This window comes from Paenibacillus aceti, from assembly GCF_003614185.1.
Classification (GTDB): Bacteria; Bacillota; Bacilli; order Paenibacillales; family Paenibacillaceae; genus Fontibacillus; species Fontibacillus aceti.
This window is the reverse complement of sequence record NZ_KZ987724.1, coordinates 2976931-3002966: the sequence shown is the minus strand read 5'-3', so window position 1 is coordinate 3002966 and position 26036 is coordinate 2976931. Positions and strand designations below refer to the sequence as shown.

Here is a 26036-nt window from a genome sequence, read left to right as displayed (position 1 = left end):
TTGAGTTTGAGACGTTCCCCAGGGACGTCTTTTTTAATGGCGATTTTCTGGAAGATACTGAGGATATTTACACAGATTAAGGTTTGAAATGCATAGATCGGCCTTATGTATGTTTTTTTGCCGTGTCCAACCTACATTATTAAAAGGAATATTTAGTTTTTAAACTTGTGATTTGATATTGAAAGCGCTATATTTTGGCCCTGAGGCAAGAGAATCGACATAGAGAAAATGAGGTGTACAAAAATGAGGAGAGCCCTGCATGTAAGGTTTACCGATTTAGTCAAAAACAAATTTTTATATTTGTTGGTGTTACCCGGATTAATCTACTTCCTGTTATTCAGTTATTTGCCCATGGCTGGTATTGTCATAGCTTTTAAGGAATACCGTATGGATCTGGGGATTTTCGGGAGCCCGTTTAATGGACTGAACAATTTTAAATTTCTAACCGTAGATACGCTTTCCGTATTGAGGGTTGTCTTCAACACTCTATTCCTAAATGTTTTATTCATTGGTATAGGTACTGCATTAGCCGTAATGACCGCAGTTCTGATTAATGAAATCCGGTTGGTGTGGTTCAAGAAAATATCCCAATCGCTCGTAATACTCCCTAATTTTATTTCATGGGTGATTGTTGCTGTATTTGCGTACAACTTCCTGAATACGGATTTCGGCATCGTGAACAATTGGTTAAAGAACCTGGGCCTGGAAGGGGTCAGTTGGTACAACCAGGCCGGGTATTGGCCGGCCATTCTCGTGCTGTTGTACTCCTGGAAGTCGGTTGGCTTCAACAGTATTATTTACCTTGCCGCCATCACGGGAATTGATCAGGAGCAATATGAATCTGCTGCACTTGACGGTGCCAACAAGTTCCGGCAAATCTGGCATATTACCATTCCCGGTATTTCCAAGACGATCATTATTTTGCTTCTGCTGGCTATAGGCCGGATCTTTTATGGCGACTTCGGCATGATCTATGGCTTGGTTGGCGATAACAGCCTGTTGTTCTCCACGACGGATGTCATTGATACTTATGTCTTCCGGGCGCTTCGAACCTTGAATGACGTAGGGATGTCCTCGGCCATCGGACTGCTGCAATCCGTTATTGGCTTCCTGTTTGTCTATACGGCCAATGCCGTAGTGAGAAAGTATGACAAGGATGCCGCGCTGTTCTAAAAGATAAATCCAGATAGGTGTGATAATGAATGAAAACCAAGTCTGCTAGTGATAAGATCATTTCTGCTTTTGCCTATATTTATATGATTTTGTTTGTTATCGTCGCCATTATTCCATTCATGACCATTATTTCCACATCGATTACAGATGAGCAATATATTCGTGCGAACGGCTTCGATATATTCCCGCATGAAGTAACCTGGGCGGCATACAAATATGTGCTTGGAAGAGGCTCCACCATTCTGGACGCTTACCAAGTCACGACTTTTGTTACGGTGGTTGGAACGCTGTTCAGCATGCTGATTACCACCATGATGGCATTCGCCTTGTCGAGAAAGGAATGGAAAATGGCGGTGCCAATCTCGTTTCTTGTCTATTTCACCATGCTGTTTAATGGAGGTCTTGTTCCATGGTACATCATAACGACGAAGTATCTGGGGCTGCATGATAGTTTGCTTGCTTTGATTATTCCTTACACCATTAACGCATTTAATCTGCTTGTGCTGAGAAGCTTCATATCTGGCATTGACAATTCAATCTTTGAAGCCGCGAAAATAGATGGAGCAAATGAATTTCAGCTATTATTCCGGATTGCATTACCGCTCGCATTGCCCGGGCTGGCCACCATCTGCCTGTTTTATGCAATCAGCTATTGGAATGATTGGTGGCTCGGGCTTATGCTGATCAACGAAAGGGAGCTTTACCCGCTGCAACTGCTCATTCGGGCGATTACTTCCAATATTTCTTACGCGACCTCAAGCGGAGCCAATTCATCGATTGCAGCTGCATCTATTCCAGAGGAGGGCGTCAAGATGGCAACCACAGTTCTGACCATCGGGCCTATTATCTTACTGTATCCGTTCCTGCAGCACTATTTCGTCAAAGGTTTGACTATTGGAAGTGTAAAAGGTTGAGAAAGGGTTTGCTTGCGCAAGTTCCTTTTGTATACACCCCGGAAGGGTTTGTATAGATAGCACTCATAATAAACAGGAGGTCTGGTCATGAAAAAATTATTTGGTAAAACGTTTGGGGTTTTTCTGGCAAGTGTACTGCTGATAGCCGCTTTGGCCGCTTGCTCACCCAATGAGGGAAATGGAGCGGCAACAAACGCTGGCAAAGAGAATGAACCAGCTCAGGGCAGCGGCACGGAGTCTTTGCCGAAAGTTACCCTGAACATCGTATATCCGGGTGATCCGCAACCGGATCAGGATACAGTAACAGCGGCCTTGGAGAAGAAGCTGGCCGAGGACGGCATTAACGTGAAATTGAAGTATCAATACATTCCTTGGGGGGATTACTATCAAAAATTGCCGATTATGCTGGCCACGGGAAATCAAGTAGATATTATGTGGACGGACCCGGGACTTCTGGGTACGTTCGGCAAATCCAACTCGCTTGCCTCGCTGGATGAGCCTCTCTCCAAATATGGATCAGCCATAATGGATGCGCTTGACAGCAAATACTGGCCTCCGGTGACGATTAACGGTCAGAAGTACGGCGTGCCGGCAGGGGCGTTAGGTACGACCAAGGGCTACTATACGGCGACAATTCGCAAGGACTTGCGTGAAAAGTACGGCCTGCCTGAGATCAAGACTATGGATGATCTGTTAGCTTATGCCGAAGCGGTGAAGAAGAATAATCCGGAAATGATCGTATTTAACGAACCGCCTGCCCAATACCAGACAGGGGAAGTGCTGCAAAGCACAGTTTCTGATGGCATTGTATTTAACTTCAAGACGCTGAAAGCAGTGGCTAAATACGACCTTCCAGGCACTTTGGAGGATGCGAAATATTTGCGGATGCTTTATGAAAAAGGATATATCGATAAAGACGTCATGGTTGGTCGTGACATCCGGGCAGATTTTAACTCAGGGAAAGCAGCGATCGGCGGCGGGGATGTTTATGAATATAACAACTATTATCGGAATATTTCCGTACCTGGAGCCGAGGTCGAGTTCGTAAAAATACTGTTAACCGATGAGCCTTATATGCCAACGACCACTTGGAACTTCCAAAGCATTGCCGCAACATCGAAAAATATCGACAGAGCCGTTATGTTTCTGAACTGGATTCAGGAAAACGAAGATAATTACGATATGATGACCAATGGGTTGAAGGGCACTCACTTTGATATTAAGGACGGCAAGATTGTTACTCCCGATGGAGTAGATGCTTCGACGATTGGATATGCACCGCCGGAGTGGATGTGGCAAAATCCGAAGTTCCTGAAGCCGAAGGCTACCGATGCTCCGGACTTTATGGAGCAATTGCTGAACTTCGATAAGGATACCAAGCTGTTGAGTCCGATTATGGGCTTTAACTTCGATCAAACACCGGTTAAGACCGAGCTGGCTGCTCTTAGTACGATAGAGAATAAATACAAATACGGAATTGCAGCGGGCGTATTGGAGCCGGAAAAAGCGATTGCCCAATACAGCGCTGAACTTAAAAAGGCCGGACTGGATAAAGTAATTGAGGAGTATCAGAAGCAGGTCGACGCATTCCTATCTGCCGCCAAGGAATAGATAGAGAAAAATAGAGTTATGAGGGAGAAACCGTGCTGATTCAATCCGAAAGGGATGATTAGCTAACATGAGAAAAGGGAGAAAACGATGGAAGGTTCTGTTTGCAAGCTCATTGATCCTTTTGATTTTATCCGCCTTCGTGCCAGGAGCTTACGCGAATGCTAATTTCAGCGCCCAGTATGTTCAAGAGAGCTCTTCGTCCATTACTGTACATCCAGGTGAGACGGGAGAGTTTTGGGTTGACCTCAAAAATAACGGCAGCAAGCCATGGCTATTCGGATGGCCAAGCAATGAAGTCGTCTTGGCAAATACGGACGCCAGCTATTCTTATGAGACAAGCTCTATATTTACCGGCTACAATAATTGGCTTACGTTCAGCAGACCGGCTGCGCCAAACTATTCCGGGATCGAAACCGGAGGTACAGGAAGGTTTATGTTCAGCTTTACAGGCCAGGAGGAGCTTGGGACAAGCAGAATCTATCTGCGTCCTATTAAGGCGGATGGCACCTTTTTGCCTGATCTGGGGATATGGTTTGATATTAATGTGGTCCCATACCCTGAATTTTCCCTGTCTGCGGGTGCTCCCGCTTCCAACCAAGCAACGATCAACTGGGTGAAGTATGAGGGGGATGATTTCGGGTCTTATAAAGTCTATAAATTTCCCAAGACATATCCGGGCCTTAGATATTACACGGGGGGAGATTGGAATAAAAATTTTCAATATTTGCCCCAAATGCATCCTTATTACCTTGATGCCACAATTACAGATGTAAATACGCTGTCCTACGTGAGTTCTCTTGAAGCAGAAAAAACTTATGTCTATATTGTTGATGTCTGCGATTTAAATGGGGACACCATTGCGCGATCAAATCAGGCGGAGGTCAGAAATGTATCCAGCTATGCCGTCAAGCCTCAGGAGAGGGGCCAGAGAATTTATTATGATCCTCAATTAGGGGACTACAGGAATACGGAAACCAGAGGTTATATTGAGAGTAGTATAAGATGGAGCACGGATTCCGCCGAGATATTGCTGAGCTTGCAGACATTGCCTGAAACCTATGCGCAGGATGCGACGCAAAATCTGGTTGATTTCGTGAAGGAGAGCATGCCAAGAGGCTTGCCAACTCACAGATGGTCTGATTTCAGGTACGGACAGGGTCCAAGTATGTTTGTGGATCCGCAGCTAAAGTTTGATAATGGTCTGTATTATGTAACGGGTGATCTATCTGTTCCTCGATTAACCTTTGCGGAGAGCACTTATGGTTCCGATCCGTTGGGAGCTCTTCGCTTTGCTTATAGTTATGATGGTTTGACTCCCGTGGAAATTGCCAATCCGACGACCAGATCGGTTACCTTTGATGAAGATACCAATACAATGGTCGTCGAGTTCACTAAAGACGAAAACAATGTCCATGTGTATTTTAAGGTCCGCATTCATGGCGGTGTAGCCGAGATTGAGGGCTCCATTACGCCTACCAGCGGGTCGATTACCAATCCGCGCTTAATTGTAAAAGCGTTGAGCGACGACGGCATTGGGGAACCGGAATTTTTCGACTCTGTCAAACAATGGGGAAGCGATGCCTGGCTGCTCTATGATGACGGAAAAGGCTTTGTAAGGGGAGAAGACCTTGCGAAGAATAACCCGGACAGATTCGAGGGGATTTTGCAGTCCAACGGCAGCTCTTACTTCAAATACAATGGAACAATTGCTGAGGGTGAAACCTGGAGCGAATACCTTGAAAAAATAAGATTTGGTTCTCATATGCTGGGAGGAACCGCTAACAGCTATGAACCGACAGAATATAACTCGACCAAGTATGATAATTACTTGTTTGGCAGGCTTATGAATTACGGCTACCCGATCATGGGCTTAGCTTCATGGTGCAGCAGCCATCCATCGGATAACGATGCAAGGGAAGTATTGAATCAGGCGATCGGTATTTATTATCGGAATTTAATGAATTACGGGCAGCATAACTGGACGTCATATGATGACAAGTCGAACGGTTCGTTATATTGGGGCGAGCTGGGGCCGCTTCTTTATGGATTATCCGTTATGGCGGATCTGGACAATACAACAACTATAGAAGGAAAAACTTATGCGCAGATCGCTCAATATATATATGACCTGCTGCCTGCGGAAGCTTCCGGATTGTTTGCTAATGACAATGATGGGCTGGGGAATGCGATTTTTGGTATAAGGAAATTCAAAGGAATTGATGATCCCAAAGCGGCAAACTATGAATCTCATTTGCAGGACATTAATGCCAATAATAATAAGGGCTACTACACTACCAAAACTTATTTGGGATATAGCGACAAGCAGAGCCCAAAGGCGCTAAGCGCCTTGAGTTATTTCTTGCAGCTTCCGCAATGGGATACAGAGGATGCGCTCGTTATCCGAAATGAGCTGGGTTATGCCGGTATGGGCGAATCCCAGGCCTGGGGGCAAATCCTGTTCAACCAGCTGGAGGAGAGCTATGGGGGAGTCTACCCGATTCTAATAGGAACGGACACCAGACATTCCTATCAGGATATTAACCTTAAGTCCATGAATTGGGATACTGGCTCCAAGACACTCAATATGAGCTTTGATCATCCTTTTGAGGAATTGGACGTCTATACGGGGCTGTCTGATTTATCGAATGTGAAGTTGAACGGAGTCTCTTTGATTCCGGGAGCGGATTATACTTTTGATACCACTACACATATATTAAGAATCATGAAGACTGGCACCGCAGGAAATAACTTTAATGTATCCGTCACGGTTCTGTAGCGAGGAGAATCGCTATTGCCGATTGTTGATATGCCGTTAGAGCAACTGAAAACCGGTACACAAATCAATTAAGCATGGGAGCTTGTAGAGTTGAACCAACAACTCTACAAGCTTTTTTTATAGGAATCATGGTAGAGAAGTAGCTAGACACGAGGCATGCTGCGATATTGTGAAGGAGGCATTCCCCGTTTGCTCCGGAATATGCGGCTTAAGTAGAAGCCGTTCTCATATCCGCAGAGCTGTGCAATTTTGTCGATGCTAAGCTCTGTTTCTAACAGCAATTTGCTGGCTCTGTCCAGCCGGAGCCGGGTTGTATATTCAGAGGGAGTCATTCCATAAGCTGCGCGAAAGCGTCTGGTCAACTGTACCGGGGTAAGCTGCAGCGAGAGCGCCAGACTTTTCAAATCGATCGGACCAAATGCATTGTCGATGATAAATTGGGCAGCCGTTCGCATCTCCACATCTGCCAGCATTCCATTTAACCCTATTTCCCTGGGTATATTCGTCTCCAGTTCGTATAAACGCCATATATCGCTTACCAGATGTTGTTTTCGCTCCATAGCAGTTTCATCCTGTTCTAACGCAAGCAGGCGCAGGTAGTGATAGTTGGAACGCAGCCGCTCAATGTCGATGATCTTCAGACTCCCGCTCAATGAATGTATTTCTTCAAGGGAAGGCTCCGCATTCCACATGAAATGAATAAAGTGAAAGCTCAAAGGCTCAAGTGTTTTTCTATGAAACCAGGTGTTCGGAGGGCAGACCACCAAGCTGCCAAGTCCAGCTTCACCCTGCCGATCTTCGATGCGGTAAATAAACCTGCCGTCTTCCACTGCAAATATTGTCCAATAAGAGTAAATATCCCGTTCGAGAGCAAATGCTTCTTTCTTGATCCAATAAAGATGCGTCACCAGCCGGATCGCAAAGTCACTTCTCATCTTATCGCCACCGATATATGAAATAAAGTATATGTCCCATCGTAACATGATGCATGTATTTAAGGAAGTGTCCAGTATAAGATGAAATCAAGGATATTGAATACTGCCTTAAGGAGAGGTTCAATCATGAGGAAGGAAGTTATCAAGTCAGATATTACAGTGATTGGCGGTGGCTTGGCGGGAGTGAGCGCAGCTGTTGCCGCAGCCCGTTTGGGCAAGACAGTATCACTAATTCAGAACCGTCCTGTACTAGGCGGAAATTCGAGCAGCGAGGTACGAGTTTGGGTGTGCGGAGCTACCGCTCATGGAACGAATCGTTATGCACGAGAGACTGGTATCATGGGCGAGCTATTCGTTGAAAACCAATATCGTAATATCGACGGGAACCCGTATATTTGGGACATGATTTTGCTGGAAACTGTACGCGCGGAGCCTAATATCCGCTTATTTTTGAATACCGATGTCCATGAAGTGGAGGCCGAAGGCGATACGGACAGCAGGATCATCCGTTCTGTTACCGGTTGGATGATGGGCTCTGAGCGGCATATTCGTTTTGAAAGCGGTATATTCCTAGATTGTACAGGCGATGGTTTGGTCGGTTTTCTGGCTGGGGCGAGGTATCGCATTGGTCGAGAGGCGAAGGAAGAGTATAACGAGGATTGGGCACCGCAAGTTGCAGATGACATCACGCTGGGAAGCACGATGTTCTTCTATACGAAGGATGCGGGACAGCCGGTAAAATTTATACCGCCAAGCTTTGCAAAGGATATCACGAAGACGACGATTCCATTGAAGCGTGTTATCCGCAGCGGGGATAACGGATGTGCTTATTGGTGGATCGAGTGGGGCGGGAAAATGGATACGGTTCACGATAATGAGCGGATTCGCGACGAATTGTGGGCGGTGATTTATGGCATCTGGGACTATATTAAAAATTCGGGCAAATTCGATGCCAATAATATGACGCTGGAGTGGGTGGGCTCGATTCCGGGCAAACGGGAGTACCGCCGTTTCCTTGGCGATTATGTGCTTAACCAGAGCGATATTGTGGAGCAGCGCCAGTTCGAAGACGGCGTTGCCTTCGGCGGATGGTCTATTGATTTGCACCCTCCGCAAGGGATGTATTCGACGGAAAACGGCTCGAAGCATCTGCATGCGGATGGGGTCTATCATATTCCGTTCCGTTCCCTGTACTCCGTTAATGTGAACAATTTGATGATGGCCGGACGTGACATCAGCGCTTCGCATGTAGCGTTTGGAACGACCCGTGTGATGGCGACATGTGCCGTTATTGGTGAAGCCGCTGGCACCGGGGCGGCTTTATGCGCGGATAAGGGGATCTTCCCGCGTGAGCTCTACCAGACTCATATGCGGGAGCTTCAGCAAACACTGCTTCGCCAGGGGGCGTCCATCATTGGTTTCCGCAATGAGGATCCGGACGATTTGGCACGGAACGCCAAAACAACGGCTTCCAGCACATTGACGCAGCTAGCTGTGCAAAAGTCGGTTGAATCCTATCGACTTGCTTCCGATATCGGCTTGCTCTTGCCTGTTGACCCGGAGCTGAGGGGGATTGAACTACTCATCGATGCGGCGGAGGACACGAGACTGGAGCTGGAGCTATGGGATACCGGACGCGGTGAGAACTATGTCCCGCATACGATGCAGACGGCGGCTTCGATTCCGATTAAGCAAGGAGTGGGGCAGTGGGCTAAGCTGCTTTTACATTGGAAGCCGGGCGCTTCACAGAACGCTTTTCTTATCATTAAAGCAAATGAGCGAATTACCTTGCATTTGTCTGATGAGCCGCAATCCGGGGTACTTGTGTTCGAGAAAGGTCCGCAGCCTATCGTTTCTCCGGACTTTGGCGATCAACAATCAGCTCAGCCGGTTGTGCAGTGGAATATGCGACCGTTTGTCCGCAAGTCCATCTGCTTCCGTCTTCTCTCGCCGACACATACCTTTGCGCCCGATAAGGTGATCGACGGTTATCATCGGCCGTATGCGGGGCCGCATCTGTGGTCGTCCGCCTTGTTGCAGGAGGACTCGTCGGAGTGGCTGGAGCTAAGTTGGCCGGCACCGGTCACCATTCGCACGGTGCATCTCACATTTAACGATGATGTGAATGAGGATCTGATCAATCTACATCATCACCGCACACCGTTTGAGGCAATTCCAGAATTGGTCAAGGATTACCGATTGCAGGCTTATATAGATGGTGAATGGGTCACCGTTGCCGAAGTCCGAAATAACCGGAAGCGCAGAGCAGTACATACACTGGATCGTTGGCTTTCTTCGGAACGGCTCCGCTTGGTGGTGGATGCTACCAACGGTTGCCCCCGGGCAGAGATTATAGAGATACGTGTGTACGAATAGCAGTCAATACGGACTTGTGAAAAAACCTCTTGAGAGGTTTTTTCACAAGTTTGCTGATGGTAAAGAATCGTTATATTGAAGATTCCCCATGAGATCGGCGGAGGGGCTATGCTATACTGTACTTGTAATAGGATCCGTTTCATATAAGGGAGGATTGTCCTTACATGTATTGCATCGCATTCATACGTATTCGTTAATGAAGGTACAGAACATCTAAATCCAGGCATTTTCTTATGAAATGCGCAGGATTATTTGTGCTGTACCTTTTTCATTACTATACGAATGAATGAGGTGCTTTTTGGTGTCTGAAAATAATAAAAATCATCGTGAAAATTGGAAGAAAGAATCCAACTTTTCCGCGCAGCATCTATTAATCAGCAAACGGCTGATTCATGATATGATCGCTTTGGCTAAGATTAGCCCTACTGATACCGTTCTCGATATCGGGGCCGGGACGGGGGCATTAACCTATCCGCTTGCAGAGATAGCGGCACATGTACTTGCCATAGAGACAGATTCGGCATTTATTGACAGACTCTTCAGCAAGATGCAGGATAGAAGCAACATTCGCATCAAGCAATCTGATTTCTTGGAGGTCTCTCTCCCTAGAAGTCCTTTTACTGTTGTCGCCAATATTCCTTATTCAATAACTACTCCGATTTTGGGGAAGTTATTGGATCATCCCGGAGTTCCGCTGCAGCGAGCCGTACTGCTTGTGGAGAAGGGGGCAGCCAAACGTTTTACAGCAGTTCCTATTATAGATCCGCGCATTTTGAGCTGGAGAATGCAATATGAAATCCGGCTTGTGCGAACGGTTTCTCCTCATCATTTTGCACCGCCTCCCCAAGTGGATTCCGCCATCCTTCTCATCCAGCGAAGGGAGGAGCCTTTCGTTCTTACACAGCATCAGCCGAAGTTTACGTCGTTGGCAGCTTACGGACTGCGGGATCCACGGCTACCGTTATTTGCGGCTCTATCGGGTGTGTTTACTCCTCCCCAGATTGCGAGGCTGGTTAGAATGTTGAAGGTGAATCAGGAATATCCCATAGGTAGACTGAATGAAGAGCAGTGGGGAACGGTGTTCCATACGATGCTCCAGCATGTGCCGCCGCATCGCTGGCCCCAATGGGGTAAGAGCTCTAAAGGTAAATCCAAGAGAAGAAAATAAGATTCAACGGATGCAACTATCAACTATAAATTATGGAAAATTAAAATAGTCAAAATCCCCTTGACCTTGACACTAATGTCAGGGTTTACAATGAAATCGAATCGTTCATCTAGGAGGCCAGATAGCATGAAAATCGGAGAACTTGCAGCCCGTACTGGCGTCAGCGTCCGTTCACTGCGATATTATGAGCAACAAGGATTGCTTAAGCCTGCTCGAGACGAGAACGGCTACCGGGACTATTCCATATTCGCAGAAGAACAGGTGCGCACGATCCAGTTATATCTGAATCTTGGATTGACGACCGAGCAGATTGCCGGTTTCCTGAATTGCGTTATGAAAAACAAAGAGGCGTTTTGCACAGAGGTTTTCCCGATATTCCGCCAAAAAATAGCTGAGATCGAGGCGCAAATAAACCAGCTGAATCATATCAAGATGAATCTGGAGGAGCGCATGCAATCGATTCTGGATGAACGACAATGGGATGAAATGGAGGAATAAAAATGAGTTTACAACGAATAGATGGAGCCAGCTTTCAAAATGCGATTAAACAGAATGGAGCCACGCTTGTCGAATTTGGGGCTAGCTGGTGCCCTCCCTGCAAAGCGCTGATTCCTATTTTGGAAGAGCTGAGTCAAGAGGAAGCGGGGCGTCTCGATGTTTACCAGGTGGATTGTGACGAATCCCCAGATCTTGCTGCTCAATTCGGCATCATGTCCATGCCGACGGTAATCATCTTTTATAACGGAGAACCTAAGGATAAACTGATTGGACTGCGGCCAAAGAGCGCGTATCAAGCAGCGCTGACCCGTTATGCATCATAAAGCTTATGAATGAGGAAATCGCTTCTGGTGTTGTAATAACACCGGGGCGTTTTCTTTTTTTTGGAGGTCATTAAGGGGCGAGTATAGAAATTTAATATATCGAATCGCAAAAGCCGCTTAAAGGATGGTCCATATGTTTGCTAATCTTGCGATCAACGCGATCGGATTCATGTTGTTTGGAATAATATGACCTTTTAAATTACTCCCTATAAAGCTTTACCGGCTTTTTTTCCTGCTTTTGACCTATATGCTATAATGAAAACGAATCAGAAAGTAAATGAAAATTGAATAAGGATGGTAGTGCAGAAAACATGGTATCTATTAAAGATGTGGCCAAGCATGCTAATGTGTCTATTTCGGCGGTCTCCAAGACCTTGAACGGGTATAGCGATGTTAGTGAGGCAACCAGACAGAAGATTCTCAAGGCAGCGCAGGAGCTGAATTATTCTCCGAATATGCTGGCGAAGAATCTCAAGCACAAAAAAACGAGGACGATCGCGCTGATCATTTCCAACTTCGAGCAGACGAGCGGTAAGGACGGCGTTATGTTCCAAATTATGAGCGGAGTATACGCTGCGGCTACCAAGTATGATTATGAGGTTGTCATTTATACGCGCAGTTTATCTGAGCAACAGGATCGATCCTACTGGCAATTCTGCAAAGATCATAAAATAGCGGGCGTCGTGATTTCAGGTCTGCGGACGACAGACCCTTATTTTGAGGAACTGGTGGAGAGCGATATTCCATGTATTGTCATCGATGCTCACACCGTCGGTCCACATACAGGCTCTGTAATTACCGATAATCTGCTGGCAGCAAGGCAGGCGGTGCAGTATTTGATCAGCAAAGGGCACTGTGAGATCGGCATGGTGAACGGGCATAAATATGCGACGGTCAGTATTTCGCGGGAGCAGGGGTATCGTGAAGCGTTAGAGCAGGCGGGAATGCCGTTCATTGCTAACCGAGTGATAGAAGCTAACTTTAGTGAAGAGAAGGCTTATGAGCTTACGGAAGCCTATTTGAATGACAATCCGCAATTAACCGCGGTCTTCGTGGCCAGTGATTTGATGGCGATCGGCTTTATGAACCGCTGCAAGGAGCTTGGCTTGCGCATTCCCGAGGACATTTCCATTATGGGCTTTGATGATATTGTCCTGTCCAGCTATACAACGCCCAAGCTATCCACGGTTTGTCAGGATTTTGCGAGTATCGGATTTACGGCTCTGGAGCAGGTCGTCAAGATGCTGGAGGATAATTTGCCAGGGTATCATAAAATTCTTCCCTTCAAAATAGTTGACAGGGAGTCTATTAAGACTTTATAATAAGTTCGAAAACGTTTTCGAAAACCTTTGCATAAAAATCTAGCCAAAAGGATATTTTTCGGAATCGTTTCGAATTTTTTTGAGTTTCGAAAACGATTTCGGTAACGTTTACAGAAAATTTAAAGAGAAATTTCGGAGTAGAAAGGAATTTACGCCATGCTAAAATACAACAAGAAACTGCCGGACGGAGCATCGGATTGGGTAGTTACAGAGGAGAGCTTTCAGGCTCTTGCGCTCGGAAAGTGCGAAGCTGTAATGTCTCTAGGCAACGGCTATATGGGACTGCGTTCCGCCGCCGAAGAATCCTATGTAGGAGAGAAGCGCAATCTGTTCGTGAACGGTACTTTTAATCGCTTCGATGAGTTTGAAGTGAGTGAGCTGCCGAATGCGGCGGATGTAACCGCATTGGATATCCGGATTGACGGTAAACGGTTCACTCTGGAGCAGGGAGAAGTGACCGAGTACAGCCGTAGCTTGAACCTGCGTGATGCGGAGCTGGTTCGTTCCTTGATCTGGAGCAATGAGGAAGGCAAGCAGCTGCAATTTACATTCCGTAGATTCGTATCTCTGGATCATCTACATTTGATCGGCATGAAGGTAGAAGTGAAGGCTTTAAGTGGAGCGGTGAAATTATCGATCGCCTCCGGCATCGATGCCCAGCTCACGAACAGCGGCAGCCAGCATTTCCATGAGGGTGAGAAACGGATCTATGATAAGAAATACTTGGAACTGATCCAGACGACGACCGAATCCAAAGTTGATTTTGTCATTGGTACTGCCCATCGCTTGAAGCTGGACGGCCAAGAAATTGAGATTAGTCCGGTAATGGAGATCGAGCGCCGCAAGGTGGCAGTCGCTTACAGCGTGGAGCTGCAAGAAGGACAGACCCTCAGCTTCGAGAAGATATCAACGGTTCATACCAGTCGTGATCAAGCCTATATGCAAGAATACAGCTTGCCAGTGATGAGAGAGCATGCGCTTAACGATTTGAAGAGCATGTATGCTACAGGCTATGATGCGCTGTTCCGTAATCATGCTGCCGCTTGGGCGAGGGTGTGGAAGGAATACGGAATTATGATCGAATCGAAGAATTCCTTTGACCTTTTGGCCCTACGCTTCGCTCTGTACCATCTCGTTGTTATGACGCCAGCCCATGATCGGAGAATGGGAATCGGCGCGAAGGGGCTGAGCGGTGAAGGCTACAAGGGACATTCCTTCTGGGATACGGAAATCTTCATCCTGCCATTCTACATTTACAGTAATCCGAGGACGGCACGTTCGCTGCTGGAATACCGTTATCTGGGTCTTGAAGGGGCACGTCGCAAGGCGAAGGAGAACGGCTATGCCGGAGCGATGTATCCTTGGGAAGCTGCTTGGCCATCCGATGGTGAAGTGACGCCGGTCTGGGGCGCGGTGGATATTGTCACAGGCGAGCAGACGAAGATCTGGTCCGGCTTTATCGAACAGCATATTACCTCCGATATTGCCTATGCCGTATGGCATTATTTCCGGGCAACTGGGGATGAGGATTTCATGGAGCGCTACGGTTACGAGATGATCTTCGATACGGCGATATTCTGGGCTAGTCGCTTGGAGTGGGACGAAGCCGAAGGACGGTATGAGATTAACGAGGTCGTTGGTCCGGACGAATACAAAGAGCATGTGGACAACAACGCCTTCACGAATTACATGGCACATTTCAATATCGAGCTGGCGTTGGAATATTACAGCAAGCTACAAGAAGAACGCCCTGAGCTGTTCCAGCGTTATGATGAGCTGCTTAACTTGCAGGAGGCGCGGAAGGTATGGGAGAGCAAGCTGGATCTGATCTATCTGCCACAGCCGAATGAGAACAAGATTATTCCGCAGGACGATACGTATTTGCAAAAAGAAATTATAGATCTTACGCCTTACTAGGATCAGGAAAAAGTGGGCAGCATATTCAATGATTACAACCTGGATCAGGTTGGGAATATGCAGATTTCGAAGCAGGCGGATATCATGATGCTGTTCTTCTTGCTGGAAAATAAATTCCCCCCTGAAGTGAAGCTGGCAAACTACGAGTATTACGAGGAGAAGACGCTGCATGACTCATCCTTGTCCTTGTCGACCCACTCGATTCTGGCCAGCGACTTCGGTGACAAAGAATTGGCTTATCATCTCTTCAAGAGAGCGGCTGAAATCGATCTGGGGCCGAAGGTGCACTCATCAGATGCCGGTATTCATTCCGCATCTCTCGGTGGAATCTGGGAATGTGTCGTGATGGGCTTTGCCGGAGTGAGAATGCTGGACGGCCAGCTTCATCTGGCGCCTAAGCTGCCAGAGCATTGGGAGAAACTGAGCTTCCCGCTGCACTGGCAGGGCAAGCTATTGGAGATCAGCATCACGCCCCAGGAGATTTCCATCATGAATACGGCCAGCGAGCCGGTACAACTATTCGTTAACGGTGAACTCCAGGAAGTTCTAGGTCATGCTATTTTTTAATCATATATTCAAATATTAAGGGAGGTCATTGAAATGAAAAAGAAATGGTCTATTGCAATGGCAACGATTCTAAGCTCGGTTCTGTTACTGTCCGCTTGTTCTTCAGGTGGCAATGCAGCTAATACAGGAAGCAATGGGGCTGCGGGCAACAGCGGTAGCAAAGAGAAGGTTCAGCTTACCTTCACTACTTGGGGAGACGTAAACAGCAGCTCCAGTGAACAAAAGCTGGCTGATGAATTCAATGCCGCTCACCCTAATATCGAAGTGAAGTTCGAGCCAGTCCCTGGCGACGGTTATGCGACCAAGCTGACGACTTCGCTCGCTAGTGGTACGGCTCCTGACGTGTTCCTGATCGGCGAAGGCGACTTCTACGCTTATGTAGATAAAGGCGTGGTTGAGCCGCTTGATGATTATGTTGCGAAGGATCAATCCTTCGATTTGAACATGTATCAGCAGGATCTGATCGATATGGAGCGTATCAACGGCAAATTGTACTACCTGCCGAAGGACTTCAATCCGCTGGCTCTATGGTATAACAAGCGTATCTTTGACGAAGCGGGCGTAGCTTATCCAAGCGATGACTGGACTTGGGATGATCTGATCACGACAGCGAAGAAGCTGACGAAGCAAGAGAACGGCAAGTACACCCAATTCGGCTTTAACGCAGGAACTTGGGAATACCCGATCTACACTTATCTGTGGGCATATGGAACAGATATTGCGAACGAAGAAGGCACTAAGGCGGAAGGCTTCATGAATAGCGATAAGACGGTTCAAGCGATGGAGCAATACGTAGACCTGTCCATCGGCGCGAACAGAGTCTCCCCGACTCCGCAAGATACGGAGACGATGGGCGGCGACTCCTCGATGTTCATGACGGATAAGCTGGCTATGATGATTACGGGACGCTGGATCAAGTCTGACTTGGATAAATCGAATGTAGAGTATGGTTCCGCGCTAATTCCAGAGGGCCCGAATGGTGACCGCGCAAGTATTATCGCAGCTGCAGGCTGGGCGATGAACTCGAAGACGAAGCATAAAGAAGAAGCCTTCGAATTGATGAAATGGTTATCCGGTACCGACGCTCAGAAGCTTCGTTCCAAAGACGGTCTAGTGTTGCCAGCTACTACAGCAGAACTGGATCAAGTTAAGGCGACGGAAGAGAAGGATAAACCGGTCATTGAGATGATGAGCTTTGCCCGCAAGCCGGTAACTATGCGCTCTGCTAACGGTCCGATCTTCAAGGATGCATTCACTCAAGCTCTTGAGAAGATCCTGATTGGCAAGGTGGACGTGAAGAGTGCACTCGATGAAGCGGCTAAAACCGCAGATTCCAAAGTTAAGTAAAAATAGTTGCGGGTGAGGTGCTACTATCAGTGCCTCGCCCGCTTCCCATCAAGGAGGCTGTCATGAACAATACCAAATCGGATCGGGCGGGATACTGGTTTATTCTCCCGTGGCTGCTGGGACTGATCATTTTCACGCTTGGACCGATGATCTTTTCGCTGATCCTGTCCTTCAGCAAATGGGATGTTATCACCGGCGTTGAATCCATTCAATACGTAGGATTGGACAATTTTAAAGCTATCTTTCACGATCCACTGTTCTATCAATCTTTAAAAGTTACTTTTATCTTCGCCTTGGTGTCGGTGCCGCTGTTCCAGATCGCTTCGATTCTGATCGCCGTACTGCTTAATATGCGTTCACGCGGAATGAAGTTCTTCCGCCTTATTTACTTTATGCCATCTGTAATTCCAGCTGTTGCCACTTCGATGATGTGGGTGATGATCTTCAATCCGGAATACGGGATTCTGAATCAAGCGTTAAGCTGGTTCGGCATTCAAGGTCCGGCTTGGCTGCAGGACCCTAACTATGCGCTCGGCGCGCTGATCGTCATGGGGTTATGGGGCATCGGCAATACGATCATTATTTATCTGTCAGGTTTGCAGGGCGTGCCTGAGGACTTGTATGAGGCCGGGGAGCTGGACGGCGCTGGCGTATTCCGCCGTTTCTTCAGCATCACTTTGCCGCTGATTACGCCGACAGTATTCTTCAACCTGATTATGGGGATTATCGGCGGATTTCAATACTTTACCCAGGCATTCGTGATGACGAATGGGGGCCCGCTCAACTCTACCTTGTTCTACAATCTGTATTTGTATAACAAAGCATTTATCGAATTCGATATGGGGTATGCCTCCGCGCTCTCCTGGATTTTGTTCATTATCATTCTATTATTCACGCTTCTGGTTATCCGCAGCTCGTCCTTCTGGGTATATTACCAGGGCGATGATCGAGACTAAAAGGAAGGGAGAGGCCCTACTATGCAAGCAACACAGAGAAAATTCAATCCATCCCAGTGGCTCGCTCTTCTTATTCTGATCGCGGGCTCGGCTATTGTACTGGTACCGCTGCTGTGGACGGTATCAACTTCATTGAAGACACCAGCCGAAGTATTCGGCGATTCTTTCTTTCCACAGAAGTGGATCTGGTCTAACTATTCGGATGCAGTTCAGGCCATTCCGTTCTTTTTATTTCTTCGCAATACACTGATTATTCTCGTTCCTACGATGATCGGGACCGTCTTTACAGGGGCGCTTAGTGCCTATGGCTTCGCGCGCTTTAATTTCCGCGGCAAGCAAACCTTGTTCCTCATCCTGCTCGCTACGATGATGCTGCCAAGCCAGGTCACCCTGATCCCGACGTTCTTGCTTTTCAAACAGGTCGGCTTGACCAATTCCTTCTTACCGTTGATTTTACCTGCATTTTTCGGCGGTGGGGCGTTTAATATCTTCTTGATCCGTCAGTTCATGCGCGGTATTCCACGTGAGCTGGATGAGTCGGCGTTTGTGGACGGGGCGAACCGGTGGCAGATTTTCTCCCGGATTATGGTTCCGCTCTCGAAGGCACCGCTCATCGCGGTTTCCATTTTCACCTTCATGGGGGTATGGAATGACTTCCAAGGACCGTTGATCTATTTGAACTCCAATGAGAAATATACGCTGGCGCTTGGACTATCTATGTTTAAGGGGATGTATAATGTCGAGTGGAACATGCTGATGGCGGCGACGATTCTAATCATGCTACCGGCGTTGATCCTGTTCTTTATTGCGCAAAAATATTTCATCGAAGGCATCTCGATCTCTTCGGCTGTGAAAGGCTGATGCGGCGAAATGCGTTCATGTTCTTATAAATGGAGGAGAAAATATTGATGGCTGGCATCACTAGCAAACATCCATTCAATTTGTATTATAACGGCGGAGAATACGTTAAAATTTGTGGCTCGCAGGACGGTTATTTTCCGGATTTCGGCCATCATGTGGCGAATGAAATGGGCGGGATCTGGCTGCATCCGATCAAGCTGCTGGATGGCTTCTGGCTGAAGCTGACCGACACGAAACGGAATATTTCCGTCTGGTCCCGGGCTGACGGCTTTACAAGCGAGCCGTGGGGCAGCCGATTCCAGTATGACCATGGTCTCAGCCATATTCCGATTGCGATGGAGCGGACACAGTTTGCACCTGAGCAAGTTAAAGGCATGACCGCGGGCTATGAGCTTCGTCATTACGGTGAGGGTGAGCTTCATCTGAAGGTGGAACTGCTCGTGCGTACCGATCTGCGGGCGGTCTGGTTCTCGGATGAAGTCGGCGTTCACAAGGGAAGCGGAGATCAGGCTAAGGTGTTGAACCCGCGTGAAGTGTTGGTTCGCGATCCTGAGAATGACTGGTTCGTGCAGGTTGGCACAGATTTGCCGGGAGATCAATTGGAGGTGGGCCCCGAGCTGTACGGGCCAGAATTTACGACCGGTGTGGGCTGTGGCATCGCCTTCCACACGGAGTTGACGATTCCGGCAGGCGAGAGCCGCCGCTTCAATCTGTTCGTCGCCGGTTCCTATGTTTCCGCAGAGGAATGCACTGCTTCTTACCGCCAGCTTGCTGTGGGGCATCAAGAGCTGCTTGCCGAGAAGCTGGCGGTATACCATGCTGTAGCTGACCGAGCCAGGCTTACCATCGAAGGAGAAGACGCTTGGAACGAGGTATTCACCTGGGCCAAATGGAATAATCAATGGCTGATCCAGAAGGTAGACGGGGTCGGACGGGCTTTGACTGCTGGTGGGCCGACTTATCCTTGGTGGTTCGGCTGTGACAATACGTATTCCTTGCAAGGTGTGCTAGCGATTGGCGACCCGCAGCTTGCCAAGGATACACTGAATTTACTGCTGCAGAAGTCCGAAGAGGTGAACGGCAACGGCCGCTTCATTCATGAGGTGACAACGCTCGGTGCTGTATCCAATCCGGGCAATACGCAGGAGACAGCGCATTATATCGCCTTTGTCTGGGATTTATTCCGCTGGACCGGGGATGAAGAACTGCTTCGTCGTCACTATGCCTATTGTGTGAAGGGTATCGATTGGCTGCTAGAGGAGATGGACCCGGATCAAGATCTATTCCCATCCGGCTACGGCATAATTGAAATCGCCGGGCTAAATATGGAGTTGGTCGACAGTGCTGTGTATACAGCAAAGGCGCTGCAAGCTATGGCGGAAATGAGCGCTTTTTTGCAGGACGCTACTGCAGAGAGCAAGTACCGTGAACTGGCAACGCGCTGCATTGAAGCTGTTAACCGCTCGTTCTGGCAAGAGGAGGAAGGCTTGTACGCTGATGCAGTAGCCCCGGCCAGCGATGTAGCTCCGAAGGTCGACTATCTGGTTTCATTAGCAGAGGCACAGGGTGTGACGGGCTATCGCGAATATGTAGAGGGCCTGCTGGCGGAGGCCAACGCTAACGGGACGGCTAGCGAGGATCGCGGCTGGCTATTGAACAAGAACTGGGTTATCGTGACCCCGATGGAAGCGGGGATCGCCGATCCTGATAAAGCGCGCAGAGCGCTGAATCATATGCGTAACGACACATTTATCGGGGAATACGGGACCTATTTGTCTGGAACATTCCAGCAAGGTACGATGACGATCTCTACCGGCGTGCATGCAGTGGCCGAGGCAGTCAATGGAAATGCAAACGCTGCGCTCGATCTTCTGAACCGGATGCGTCGCAGCTTCTCACGCGTGCTGCCGGGCTCATTTTCCGAGATGTCGCCGGACTATGGCTGTGTGGTGCAGGCCTGGACGATCTATGCACTGGCCGTACCGTTCGTACGCCATTTCTTCGGCGTAGAGCCATTTGCCTCCCGCCGGGAGCTGAAGCTGCGTCCGCAGTTGCCTTCCGCTTGGAGCGGTAAAGCTTGCTCACTTGAGCAACTGGTGATCGCCGACGCTGAGTTCGACCTGTCTCTGACTGAGAAGTCAGGCGCCTTGACGGGGTATATCCGCAATGAAGCGGGTTGGAAAGTAACTGTGGAATGGAATGGACAGACTATATCGAGCGAAGACAAGCTAATTGAACTGACTATGTCAGGGCAATCATCTTAATTGCGTGGCGAAGGTACCGTACCCTAGCAGGGGAACGAACATGAGCCTGCGTCGAGTTTGAGTGGGAGTTTATTTACCAGCTTGGATCGGAAAATGTCCGAAATACCTGCAGAATTGCAGGCTTTTCGGATAACAGAGGCCATACGCAAAGACATAATTTCAATGAACTAGAGGAGTTGGAGAGAGAGCATGAAGCTGGAAGCAGTTATTTTCGATCTTGACGGAGTCATTACCGATACCGCGGAATATCATTATGTAGCCTGGAAGCAGCTGGGCGAATCGATTGGCATTCCATTCGACCGTGCTTTTAACGAGACGTTGAAGGGCATCAGCCGCGGTGAATCGTTGGAGCGCATCTTGCGGCTGGGCGGCAAGGAGAATGACTACACTGCGGAGGAAAAGGCGGAGCTGGCTCGGCAGAAGAATGAGCATTATGTCTCCTTGCTGGTTAATCTTACTCCGGCTGATACTTATCCGGGGATCACGGAGTTATTGAGCGAGCTCAATGCTCAAGGAATCCCGGCCGTTATCGCGTCGGCAAGCAAAAATGCGCCGCAAATATTGCGCTCGCTGGAGATCGACAAGCTATTCCGCTATGTCGTGCACCCGGATTCCGTGAAGCAGGGCAAGCCAGCGCCAGACCTGTTCCTGCGCGGCGCCGAAGAAGTAGGAGCGAATCCGCAGCATTGCGTCGGCATCGAGGATGCCACCGCTGGAATCGAAGCGATCAAGGCCGCTGGTATGAAGGCTGTCGGCATCGGTGAAGCAGAGGCATTGAAGGCTGCTGGCGCCGATATCGTGCTCCCGAATACCGCGGGATTGAATGTGGAACTACTGAGTTCATTACTGTAAGCTTCGACTACTTCTATCTTCTATAAGACACAACGGCCGAGGAGACCGAGCGCCAGCCAGCTTAGTCTAAGTACAACTAAGCTGCCCTGCTGCTTCGGACTCCTCGGTTTTTGCTGTTCTCAGCTCCTTGAATTCCCGTCTCACCATCAATCGTATCGATGCCCAGAGGTAAAGCCTCGGTAGTGAAGCAGATTTGCGCCTCCAAGCCCGCCGATAATTTCTCTCGCATGTATTATGAAGGGAAGGTACTGATTATTTCACTGGTCATGCAGTGGGGGACGAATGAGCTAATGCTCCATACTGCTGACGAAATCCCTGGCAAGGAATTAGAGGCGCCGGATCAGGTGCGGACCCATATTGAACCCAATTTGTAACTCATGAACTGTCGACAAATACGTGTCATTTATCAGGCAGATATTGACAGCTCCTGTCTGGATAAATAAGATTAATATAAACTTGATTCTACCAACTAGAAAATTGACGAAAAATGACATCCTTCCACGAAAGGAAAATTTATGTTATTTGTAAACTCGAAATTTTTCGCCGTCGATGATCTGGAACGGATCAGGAGGCATGTTGCCGATATGATTCCGCATCAGCAAATGATGCACCGGATCACAGCCATATGCTTGAAGGATCCTCCAGAAATTATGTCTGTACTCAGGCAAGTGATTTTCTGTCACGGCTCCGTTCTTCTAATCAACGGCGAAATGCCAAGAGGACAAGCCTTGAAGCTGGCTCAGGAAGCTGGCAGCACTGCACTGTTATACGGGAGTTTGTCAGAACCAGTCCAATTCCTCTCCGACAGCACCGTGATCGATACTCCCTCATTGCTTCAATTCAGTTCCGGAACAACTGGCACCCCCAAGATTATAAGGCGATCCTGGCAGCAAGTAGAAAGAGAGATTGCCAATTATAATGCTAGACTATCATCCAATTCCTCAGAAGTGCCAATTATTCTCGTTCCCGTCTCACATTCCTTTGGTCTGATTACAGGTGTACTTGCAGCCTTGGAGCGAAAGGCGCAGCCGGTGATTGTGACCGACAAGAACCCTAAATTCGCAGCCCATGTTATTCAATCAACACGAGAATCTATCGTTTATGGTGTGCCTTATCTGTTTCATATTTTGCTGTCCGTCATGAGAAATGAAAGGGCATTCCATAAAATCATCAGTTCGGGCGCCCCTTTTACCGGAAAAGTATTCGATACCGTGAAAGCTCGCTCTGAGCTGGTCATTCAGCAGTACGGATGCTCTGAGCTCGGCTGTATCTCGCTAGGCTTCGATCCGGCTACCCACGCAGATGTGGGCACGCCATTGCAGCATCTTGAAGTAACCGTCGATGGTCATGCGGAGTCACCGGATGAAATCATTGTGATGATGGACGGAAGTCCTGTGTTTACCCGCGATCTGGGCTGGATAAATTCCGCAGGGAGAATTCAGGTTGAGGGAAGAATCGATGATCTGATTAATGTCAGCGGGCAGAAGGTCATTCCTTATGAAGTCGAGCAGGTACTGCTCGGGATGGAAGAAATCCAAGAGGTAGTCGTCTACAGGACTAAACATAAAGTTTGGGGGGAAGCGGTGAAGGCGATGATCGTGGGCACCTCTAGCCTGTCGTCAGAGCTGGCAAAGCAATGGTGCATAGAGCATCTTCCCCAGTACAAAATCCCCAGCGCTTTTGACATTGTAGAAGAGATACCTAGAGCAGCATCAGGCAAGATCAGCAGAAAATGGTTAAGCGAGAACTATTAATCCAAAAGGAGAGAAGACCTAATGAGTAGAACGGAGATTATGGATAAGTTAAAAGAGCTGATTACGGATAGCCTGGAGCATTCCCTTCCAGCGGAAATACATGAGGCTGATCGCATTTACGAGGATCTGAACATCGATTCGATTATGGTGCTTCAATTGGTTGTATATATCGAAGAGGAATTCCAGGTAGATGTCCCTGAAGAGGACGTAGATCCAGCGGTATTTCAGACGCTCGGCTCATTGGTTACCTTCATCGAAGAACTGCAAGCGAATGCGGCTTAGGAGAACATGATGGAGCGTAAAATCAAGCTTGGAATCGTCGGCTTCGGCAGAATTGTAGAATTGGTTCATTTGCCTTTAATTAAGCGGCTCCCTGAAATAGAAGTGAGCGGAGTGCATGATATAACCGAACAACGGCAGGCCTTGGCGGCCAAACGAGGATTTCATACCTTGGACAGCCTGGATGACTTGCTGGCAAGCGATGCCGATATCATCCTGGTCTCGACACCTCCCAACTCACATTATGCGATTGCTAATCAGGCGCTGCACTCTGGCAAGCATGTCATCATCGAGAAGCCGGTCACCGTAACCTACGAGGAAGCCTCATCGCTATTGAAGACCTCGGAACAGGTTGGAAGGTTCGTGACGGTATTTCAAAATCGGCGTTATGATCCAGATTTCAAGCTGGTCAAGCGAGTGCTGGATGAAGGGACAATCGGGGACATTTTGTTCGTGGAGCGCCGTCATCACATGTTCGGTTCCGGGGCGACCTTTGGGGTCAAGTCCTTCCATGAAGGATGGCGAAATACTACCGAATATGGCGGAGGCGCTCTTTTTGATTGGGGAGTGCATTTGATCGACCAACTGCTGCAGCTGAAATTGGGAACTGTCCGCGAAATTAGCTCCTTCATGCATTGCTATGACTGGGATCAGAATCAGGTAGATGATTATGCTCGCGCCAATATAGTGCTGGACAACAATATCATCTTGAATATGGAAGTGAATTTCGGCTCTCTGGCAGCTGCCCCTATGTGGGTAGTGGGAGGGGATAAAGGGACGGTGATCGTTGTATCTCCCAGTGAAGCTTATGTGCTGGAGAAAGGAAAGCAGCCTGAACCGCTGGTGCTGGAGCCTGTCTCGCGAGAGTCGGCTCTGCCGATCTATCAATCGGTCTGCGATCATCTTCTAAGGGATGGTCCGTTGGCTGTTACATTGCCGGAAGCAGTGGATAGTATGCGCATATTGGAGGAAATATCGAGGAACCGTCAGTCGCATCGATCATAACAGGGGAGGAAATCTCATGGGGATATTGTTTTCAAGTCCACAGGTTGAATTTCAAGTGATTCGAGACGAATGGCTTGAAGGGGTAGAGGAAGTAGCTCGCAGAGGTGTCTTTGTTGGCGGAACACCGGTGACCTCCTTCGAGTCAGCATTTGCACAGTACACGGGCAGTGCTTATTCGATCGGTGTCGGTAACGGAACAGATGCCTTGTTTTTAACGTTGAAAGCGCTTGGGATCGGACCGGGAGATGAAGTGATCACCGCGGCCAATACCTTTATTGCGACGGTCGAAGCTATTCATCATACGGGGGCAACACCGGTCTTGGTAGACTGTGATCCCGATACGTATCTGATCGATTTGGAGCGGGCCAAGCAGGCCGTGACCCCAAGGACAAAGGCGATCCTCCCCGTCCATTTATATGGCCAGATGGTGGATCTGTCGGAATTAACAGTCTGGGCTGAAGCGCGGAATATCGCTATTGTGGAAGATAGCGCGCAGGCGGCGGGAGCCAGATTGCATGGTCAAATGGCGGGCACGCTGGGGATTGCGGGCTGCTTCAGCTTTTATCCCGATAAAAATCTCGGCGCTCTCGGAGACGGCGGAGGGATTACAACCTCTGACCCCGAACTGGCTTCCCGGTTAAGGAGAATACGCAATCACGGGGGAGAAGCGAAGTATCGTCATGAATTCCCCGGCTTCAACAGCCGACTGGACCCGTTGCAGGCGATTGCCCTCGAGCTCAAACTGAAGCATTTGGATGAATGGTCAGTCAAGCGGCGCCACGCAGCCTCCTTGTACGAGCATTATTTGCAGCATCTAGGCGGAATTGTTCTGCCGAAGCATCGGCAGGATGAGAGCCATGTATTCCATTTATATATTGTCAGGGTTGACGCGGCTATAAGGGATAAAGTCCGGAAGCATCTGCAGAAGAAGGGCGTGCTAACCGCGATCCATTACCCAAGTCCCGTGCATTTAACAGAGGCGTTCGCCCATCTGCCTTATGAGCAAGGAGCTTTCCCTGTTTCCGAGCGTTATGCCCGGGAGATCGTGTCATTGCCTATGAATATTTCGATTACTGAGGAAGATGTGAAGTTTATGGCAGAAGAACTCAGAGCCGTGCTAGGTACAATACAAGTTTAA

20 protein-coding genes and 1 pseudogene are annotated in these 26036 nt (G+C 48.4%); 20 read left to right on the top strand and 1 reads right to left on the bottom strand.

Features of this window, described 5'->3' with window-relative positions; all coding sequences use genetic code 11:
• The first annotated feature begins 387 nt into the window (after positions 1–387).
• The 4 genes from BFJ94_RS13380 to BFJ94_RS13365 all read left to right on the top strand — a co-directional run bounded on the left by BFJ94_RS13380 (position 388) and on the right by BFJ94_RS13365 (position 6474).
• Positions 388–1173 carry an ABC transporter permease subunit gene (locus BFJ94_RS13380; RefSeq protein WP_240431911.1) on the top strand — a complete coding sequence of 262 codons (786 nt, stop codon included), beginning with the start codon at positions 388–390 and terminating at the stop codon, positions 1171–1173.
• 29 nt (positions 1174–1202) lie between these two features.
• A complete protein-coding gene (locus BFJ94_RS13375; RefSeq protein WP_120463120.1) occupies positions 1203–2087 on the top strand; it encodes a carbohydrate ABC transporter permease in 885 nt (294 codons plus the stop codon).
• 87 nt (positions 2088–2174) lie between these two features.
• Entirely contained in the window at positions 2175–3698 is a 1524-nt protein-coding gene (locus BFJ94_RS13370; protein ID WP_120463119.1) for an extracellular solute-binding protein, read from the top strand.
• Positions 3699–3765: 67 nt separating this feature from the next.
• Positions 3766–6474 (top strand): hypothetical protein, encoded by a 2709-nt coding sequence (locus BFJ94_RS13365; protein ID WP_120463118.1) that lies wholly within the window; start codon positions 3766–3768, stop codon positions 6472–6474.
• A 143-nt stretch (positions 6475–6617) separates the two neighbouring features.
• On the opposite strand, the gene BFJ94_RS13360 is transcribed toward BFJ94_RS13365, so the two are convergent.
• Complete coding sequence (locus tag BFJ94_RS13360; protein WP_162944279.1) at positions 6618–7409, bottom strand: helix-turn-helix domain-containing protein; 792 nt, start codon at positions 7407–7409, stop codon at positions 6618–6620.
• A 126-nt stretch (positions 7410–7535) separates the two neighbouring features.
• On the opposite strand from BFJ94_RS13360, the gene BFJ94_RS13355 reads away from it, so the two are divergent.
• The 16 genes and pseudogenes from BFJ94_RS13355 to BFJ94_RS13280 all read left to right on the top strand — a co-directional run bounded on the left by BFJ94_RS13355 (position 7536) and on the right by BFJ94_RS13280 (position 26036).
• The gene (locus BFJ94_RS13355; protein ID WP_120463116.1) at positions 7536–9785 is read left to right on the top strand and encodes an FAD-dependent oxidoreductase; all 2250 of its coding nucleotides are present in this window, start codon (positions 7536–7538) and stop codon (positions 9783–9785) included.
• A gap of 301 nt (positions 9786–10086) precedes the next feature.
• On the top strand, positions 10087–10953 hold the full coding sequence (gene erm, locus BFJ94_RS13350; RefSeq protein WP_120463115.1) for a 23S ribosomal RNA methyltransferase Erm: 867 nt from the start codon (positions 10087–10089) through the stop codon (positions 10951–10953).
• Positions 10954–11079: 126 nt separating this feature from the next.
• Positions 11080–11451, top strand: a complete 372-nt coding sequence (locus tag BFJ94_RS13345; RefSeq protein ID WP_120463114.1) for a MerR family transcriptional regulator — start codon at positions 11080–11082, stop codon at positions 11449–11451.
• A gap of 2 nt (positions 11452–11453) precedes the next feature.
• Positions 11454–11774, top strand: coding sequence for a thioredoxin family protein (locus BFJ94_RS13340; protein ID WP_120463113.1), 321 nt, complete (start codon positions 11454–11456; stop codon positions 11772–11774).
• A 311-nt stretch (positions 11775–12085) separates the two neighbouring features.
• Entirely contained in the window at positions 12086–13096 is a 1011-nt protein-coding gene (locus BFJ94_RS13335) for a LacI family DNA-binding transcriptional regulator (protein ID WP_120463112.1), read from the top strand.
• Between the two features lie 156 nt (positions 13097–13252).
• Positions 13253–15580: pseudogene (locus BFJ94_RS13330) on the top strand (glycoside hydrolase family 65 protein).
• Between the two features lie 33 nt (positions 15581–15613).
• Positions 15614–16927 carry an ABC transporter substrate-binding protein gene (locus tag BFJ94_RS13325; RefSeq protein WP_120463111.1) on the top strand — a complete coding sequence of 438 codons (1314 nt, stop codon included), beginning with the start codon at positions 15614–15616 and terminating at the stop codon, positions 16925–16927.
• A 62-nt stretch (positions 16928–16989) separates the two neighbouring features.
• A complete protein-coding gene (locus BFJ94_RS13320) occupies positions 16990–17883 on the top strand; it encodes a carbohydrate ABC transporter permease (RefSeq protein WP_120463110.1) in 894 nt (297 codons plus the stop codon).
• A 21-nt stretch (positions 17884–17904) separates the two neighbouring features.
• On the top strand, positions 17905–18744 hold the full coding sequence (locus BFJ94_RS13315) for a carbohydrate ABC transporter permease (RefSeq protein ID WP_120463109.1): 840 nt from the start codon (positions 17905–17907) through the stop codon (positions 18742–18744).
• Between the two features lie 47 nt (positions 18745–18791).
• Positions 18792–21008, top strand: a complete 2217-nt coding sequence (locus BFJ94_RS13310; protein WP_120463108.1) for an alpha-L-rhamnosidase-related protein — start codon at positions 18792–18794, stop codon at positions 21006–21008.
• 189 nt (positions 21009–21197) lie between these two features.
• Positions 21198–21860, top strand: coding sequence for a beta-phosphoglucomutase (pgmB, locus tag BFJ94_RS13305; protein ID WP_120463107.1), 663 nt, complete (start codon positions 21198–21200; stop codon positions 21858–21860).
• 182 nt (positions 21861–22042) lie between these two features.
• Positions 22043–22234, top strand: coding sequence for a hypothetical protein (locus tag BFJ94_RS13300; RefSeq protein ID WP_120463106.1), 192 nt, complete (start codon positions 22043–22045; stop codon positions 22232–22234).
• A 141-nt stretch (positions 22235–22375) separates the two neighbouring features.
• On the top strand, positions 22376–23614 hold the full coding sequence (locus BFJ94_RS13295) for an AMP-binding protein (protein WP_120463105.1): 1239 nt from the start codon (positions 22376–22378) through the stop codon (positions 23612–23614).
• A gap of 21 nt (positions 23615–23635) precedes the next feature.
• Positions 23636–23896, top strand: coding sequence for a phosphopantetheine-binding protein (locus BFJ94_RS13290; RefSeq protein ID WP_120463104.1), 261 nt, complete (start codon positions 23636–23638; stop codon positions 23894–23896).
• 6 nt (positions 23897–23902) lie between these two features.
• On the top strand, positions 23903–24898 hold the full coding sequence (locus BFJ94_RS13285) for a Gfo/Idh/MocA family protein (protein ID WP_120463103.1): 996 nt from the start codon (positions 23903–23905) through the stop codon (positions 24896–24898).
• Between the two features lie 16 nt (positions 24899–24914).
• Positions 24915–26036 (top strand): DegT/DnrJ/EryC1/StrS family aminotransferase, encoded by a 1122-nt coding sequence (locus BFJ94_RS13280; RefSeq protein ID WP_162944277.1) that lies wholly within the window; start codon positions 24915–24917, stop codon positions 26034–26036.

Coding starts and splice junctions, on each gene's coding strand:
- BFJ94_RS13380 (WP_240431911.1), top strand. CDS start 388: ATGGATCTGGGGATTTTCGGGAGCCCGTTTAATGGACTGAACAATTTT.
- BFJ94_RS13375 (WP_120463120.1), top strand. CDS start 1,203: ATGAAAACCAAGTCTGCTAGTGATAAGATCATTTCTGCTTTTGCCTAT.
- BFJ94_RS13370 (WP_120463119.1), top strand. CDS start 2,175: ATGAAAAAATTATTTGGTAAAACGTTTGGGGTTTTTCTGGCAAGTGTA.
- BFJ94_RS13365 (WP_120463118.1), top strand. CDS start 3,766: ATGAGAAAAGGGAGAAAACGATGGAAGGTTCTGTTTGCAAGCTCATTG.
- BFJ94_RS13360 (WP_162944279.1), bottom strand. CDS start 7,409: ATGAGAAGTGACTTTGCGATCCGGCTGGTGACGCATCTTTATTGGATC.
- BFJ94_RS13355 (WP_120463116.1), top strand. CDS start 7,536: ATGAGGAAGGAAGTTATCAAGTCAGATATTACAGTGATTGGCGGTGGC.
- BFJ94_RS13345 (WP_120463114.1), top strand. CDS start 11,080: ATGAAAATCGGAGAACTTGCAGCCCGTACTGGCGTCAGCGTCCGTTCA.
- BFJ94_RS13340 (WP_120463113.1), top strand. CDS start 11,454: ATGAGTTTACAACGAATAGATGGAGCCAGCTTTCAAAATGCGATTAAA.
- BFJ94_RS13335 (WP_120463112.1), top strand. CDS start 12,086: ATGGTATCTATTAAAGATGTGGCCAAGCATGCTAATGTGTCTATTTCG.
- BFJ94_RS13325 (WP_120463111.1), top strand. CDS start 15,614: ATGAAAAAGAAATGGTCTATTGCAATGGCAACGATTCTAAGCTCGGTT.
- BFJ94_RS13320 (WP_120463110.1), top strand. CDS start 16,990: ATGAACAATACCAAATCGGATCGGGCGGGATACTGGTTTATTCTCCCG.
- BFJ94_RS13315 (WP_120463109.1), top strand. CDS start 17,905: ATGCAAGCAACACAGAGAAAATTCAATCCATCCCAGTGGCTCGCTCTT.
- BFJ94_RS13310 (WP_120463108.1), top strand. CDS start 18,792: ATGGCTGGCATCACTAGCAAACATCCATTCAATTTGTATTATAACGGC.
- pgmB (WP_120463107.1), top strand. CDS start 21,198: ATGAAGCTGGAAGCAGTTATTTTCGATCTTGACGGAGTCATTACCGAT.
- BFJ94_RS13295 (WP_120463105.1), top strand. CDS start 22,376: ATGTTATTTGTAAACTCGAAATTTTTCGCCGTCGATGATCTGGAACGG.
- BFJ94_RS13290 (WP_120463104.1), top strand. CDS start 23,636: ATGAGTAGAACGGAGATTATGGATAAGTTAAAAGAGCTGATTACGGAT.
- BFJ94_RS13285 (WP_120463103.1), top strand. CDS start 23,903: ATGATGGAGCGTAAAATCAAGCTTGGAATCGTCGGCTTCGGCAGAATT.
- BFJ94_RS13280 (WP_162944277.1), top strand. CDS start 24,915: ATGGGGATATTGTTTTCAAGTCCACAGGTTGAATTTCAAGTGATTCGA.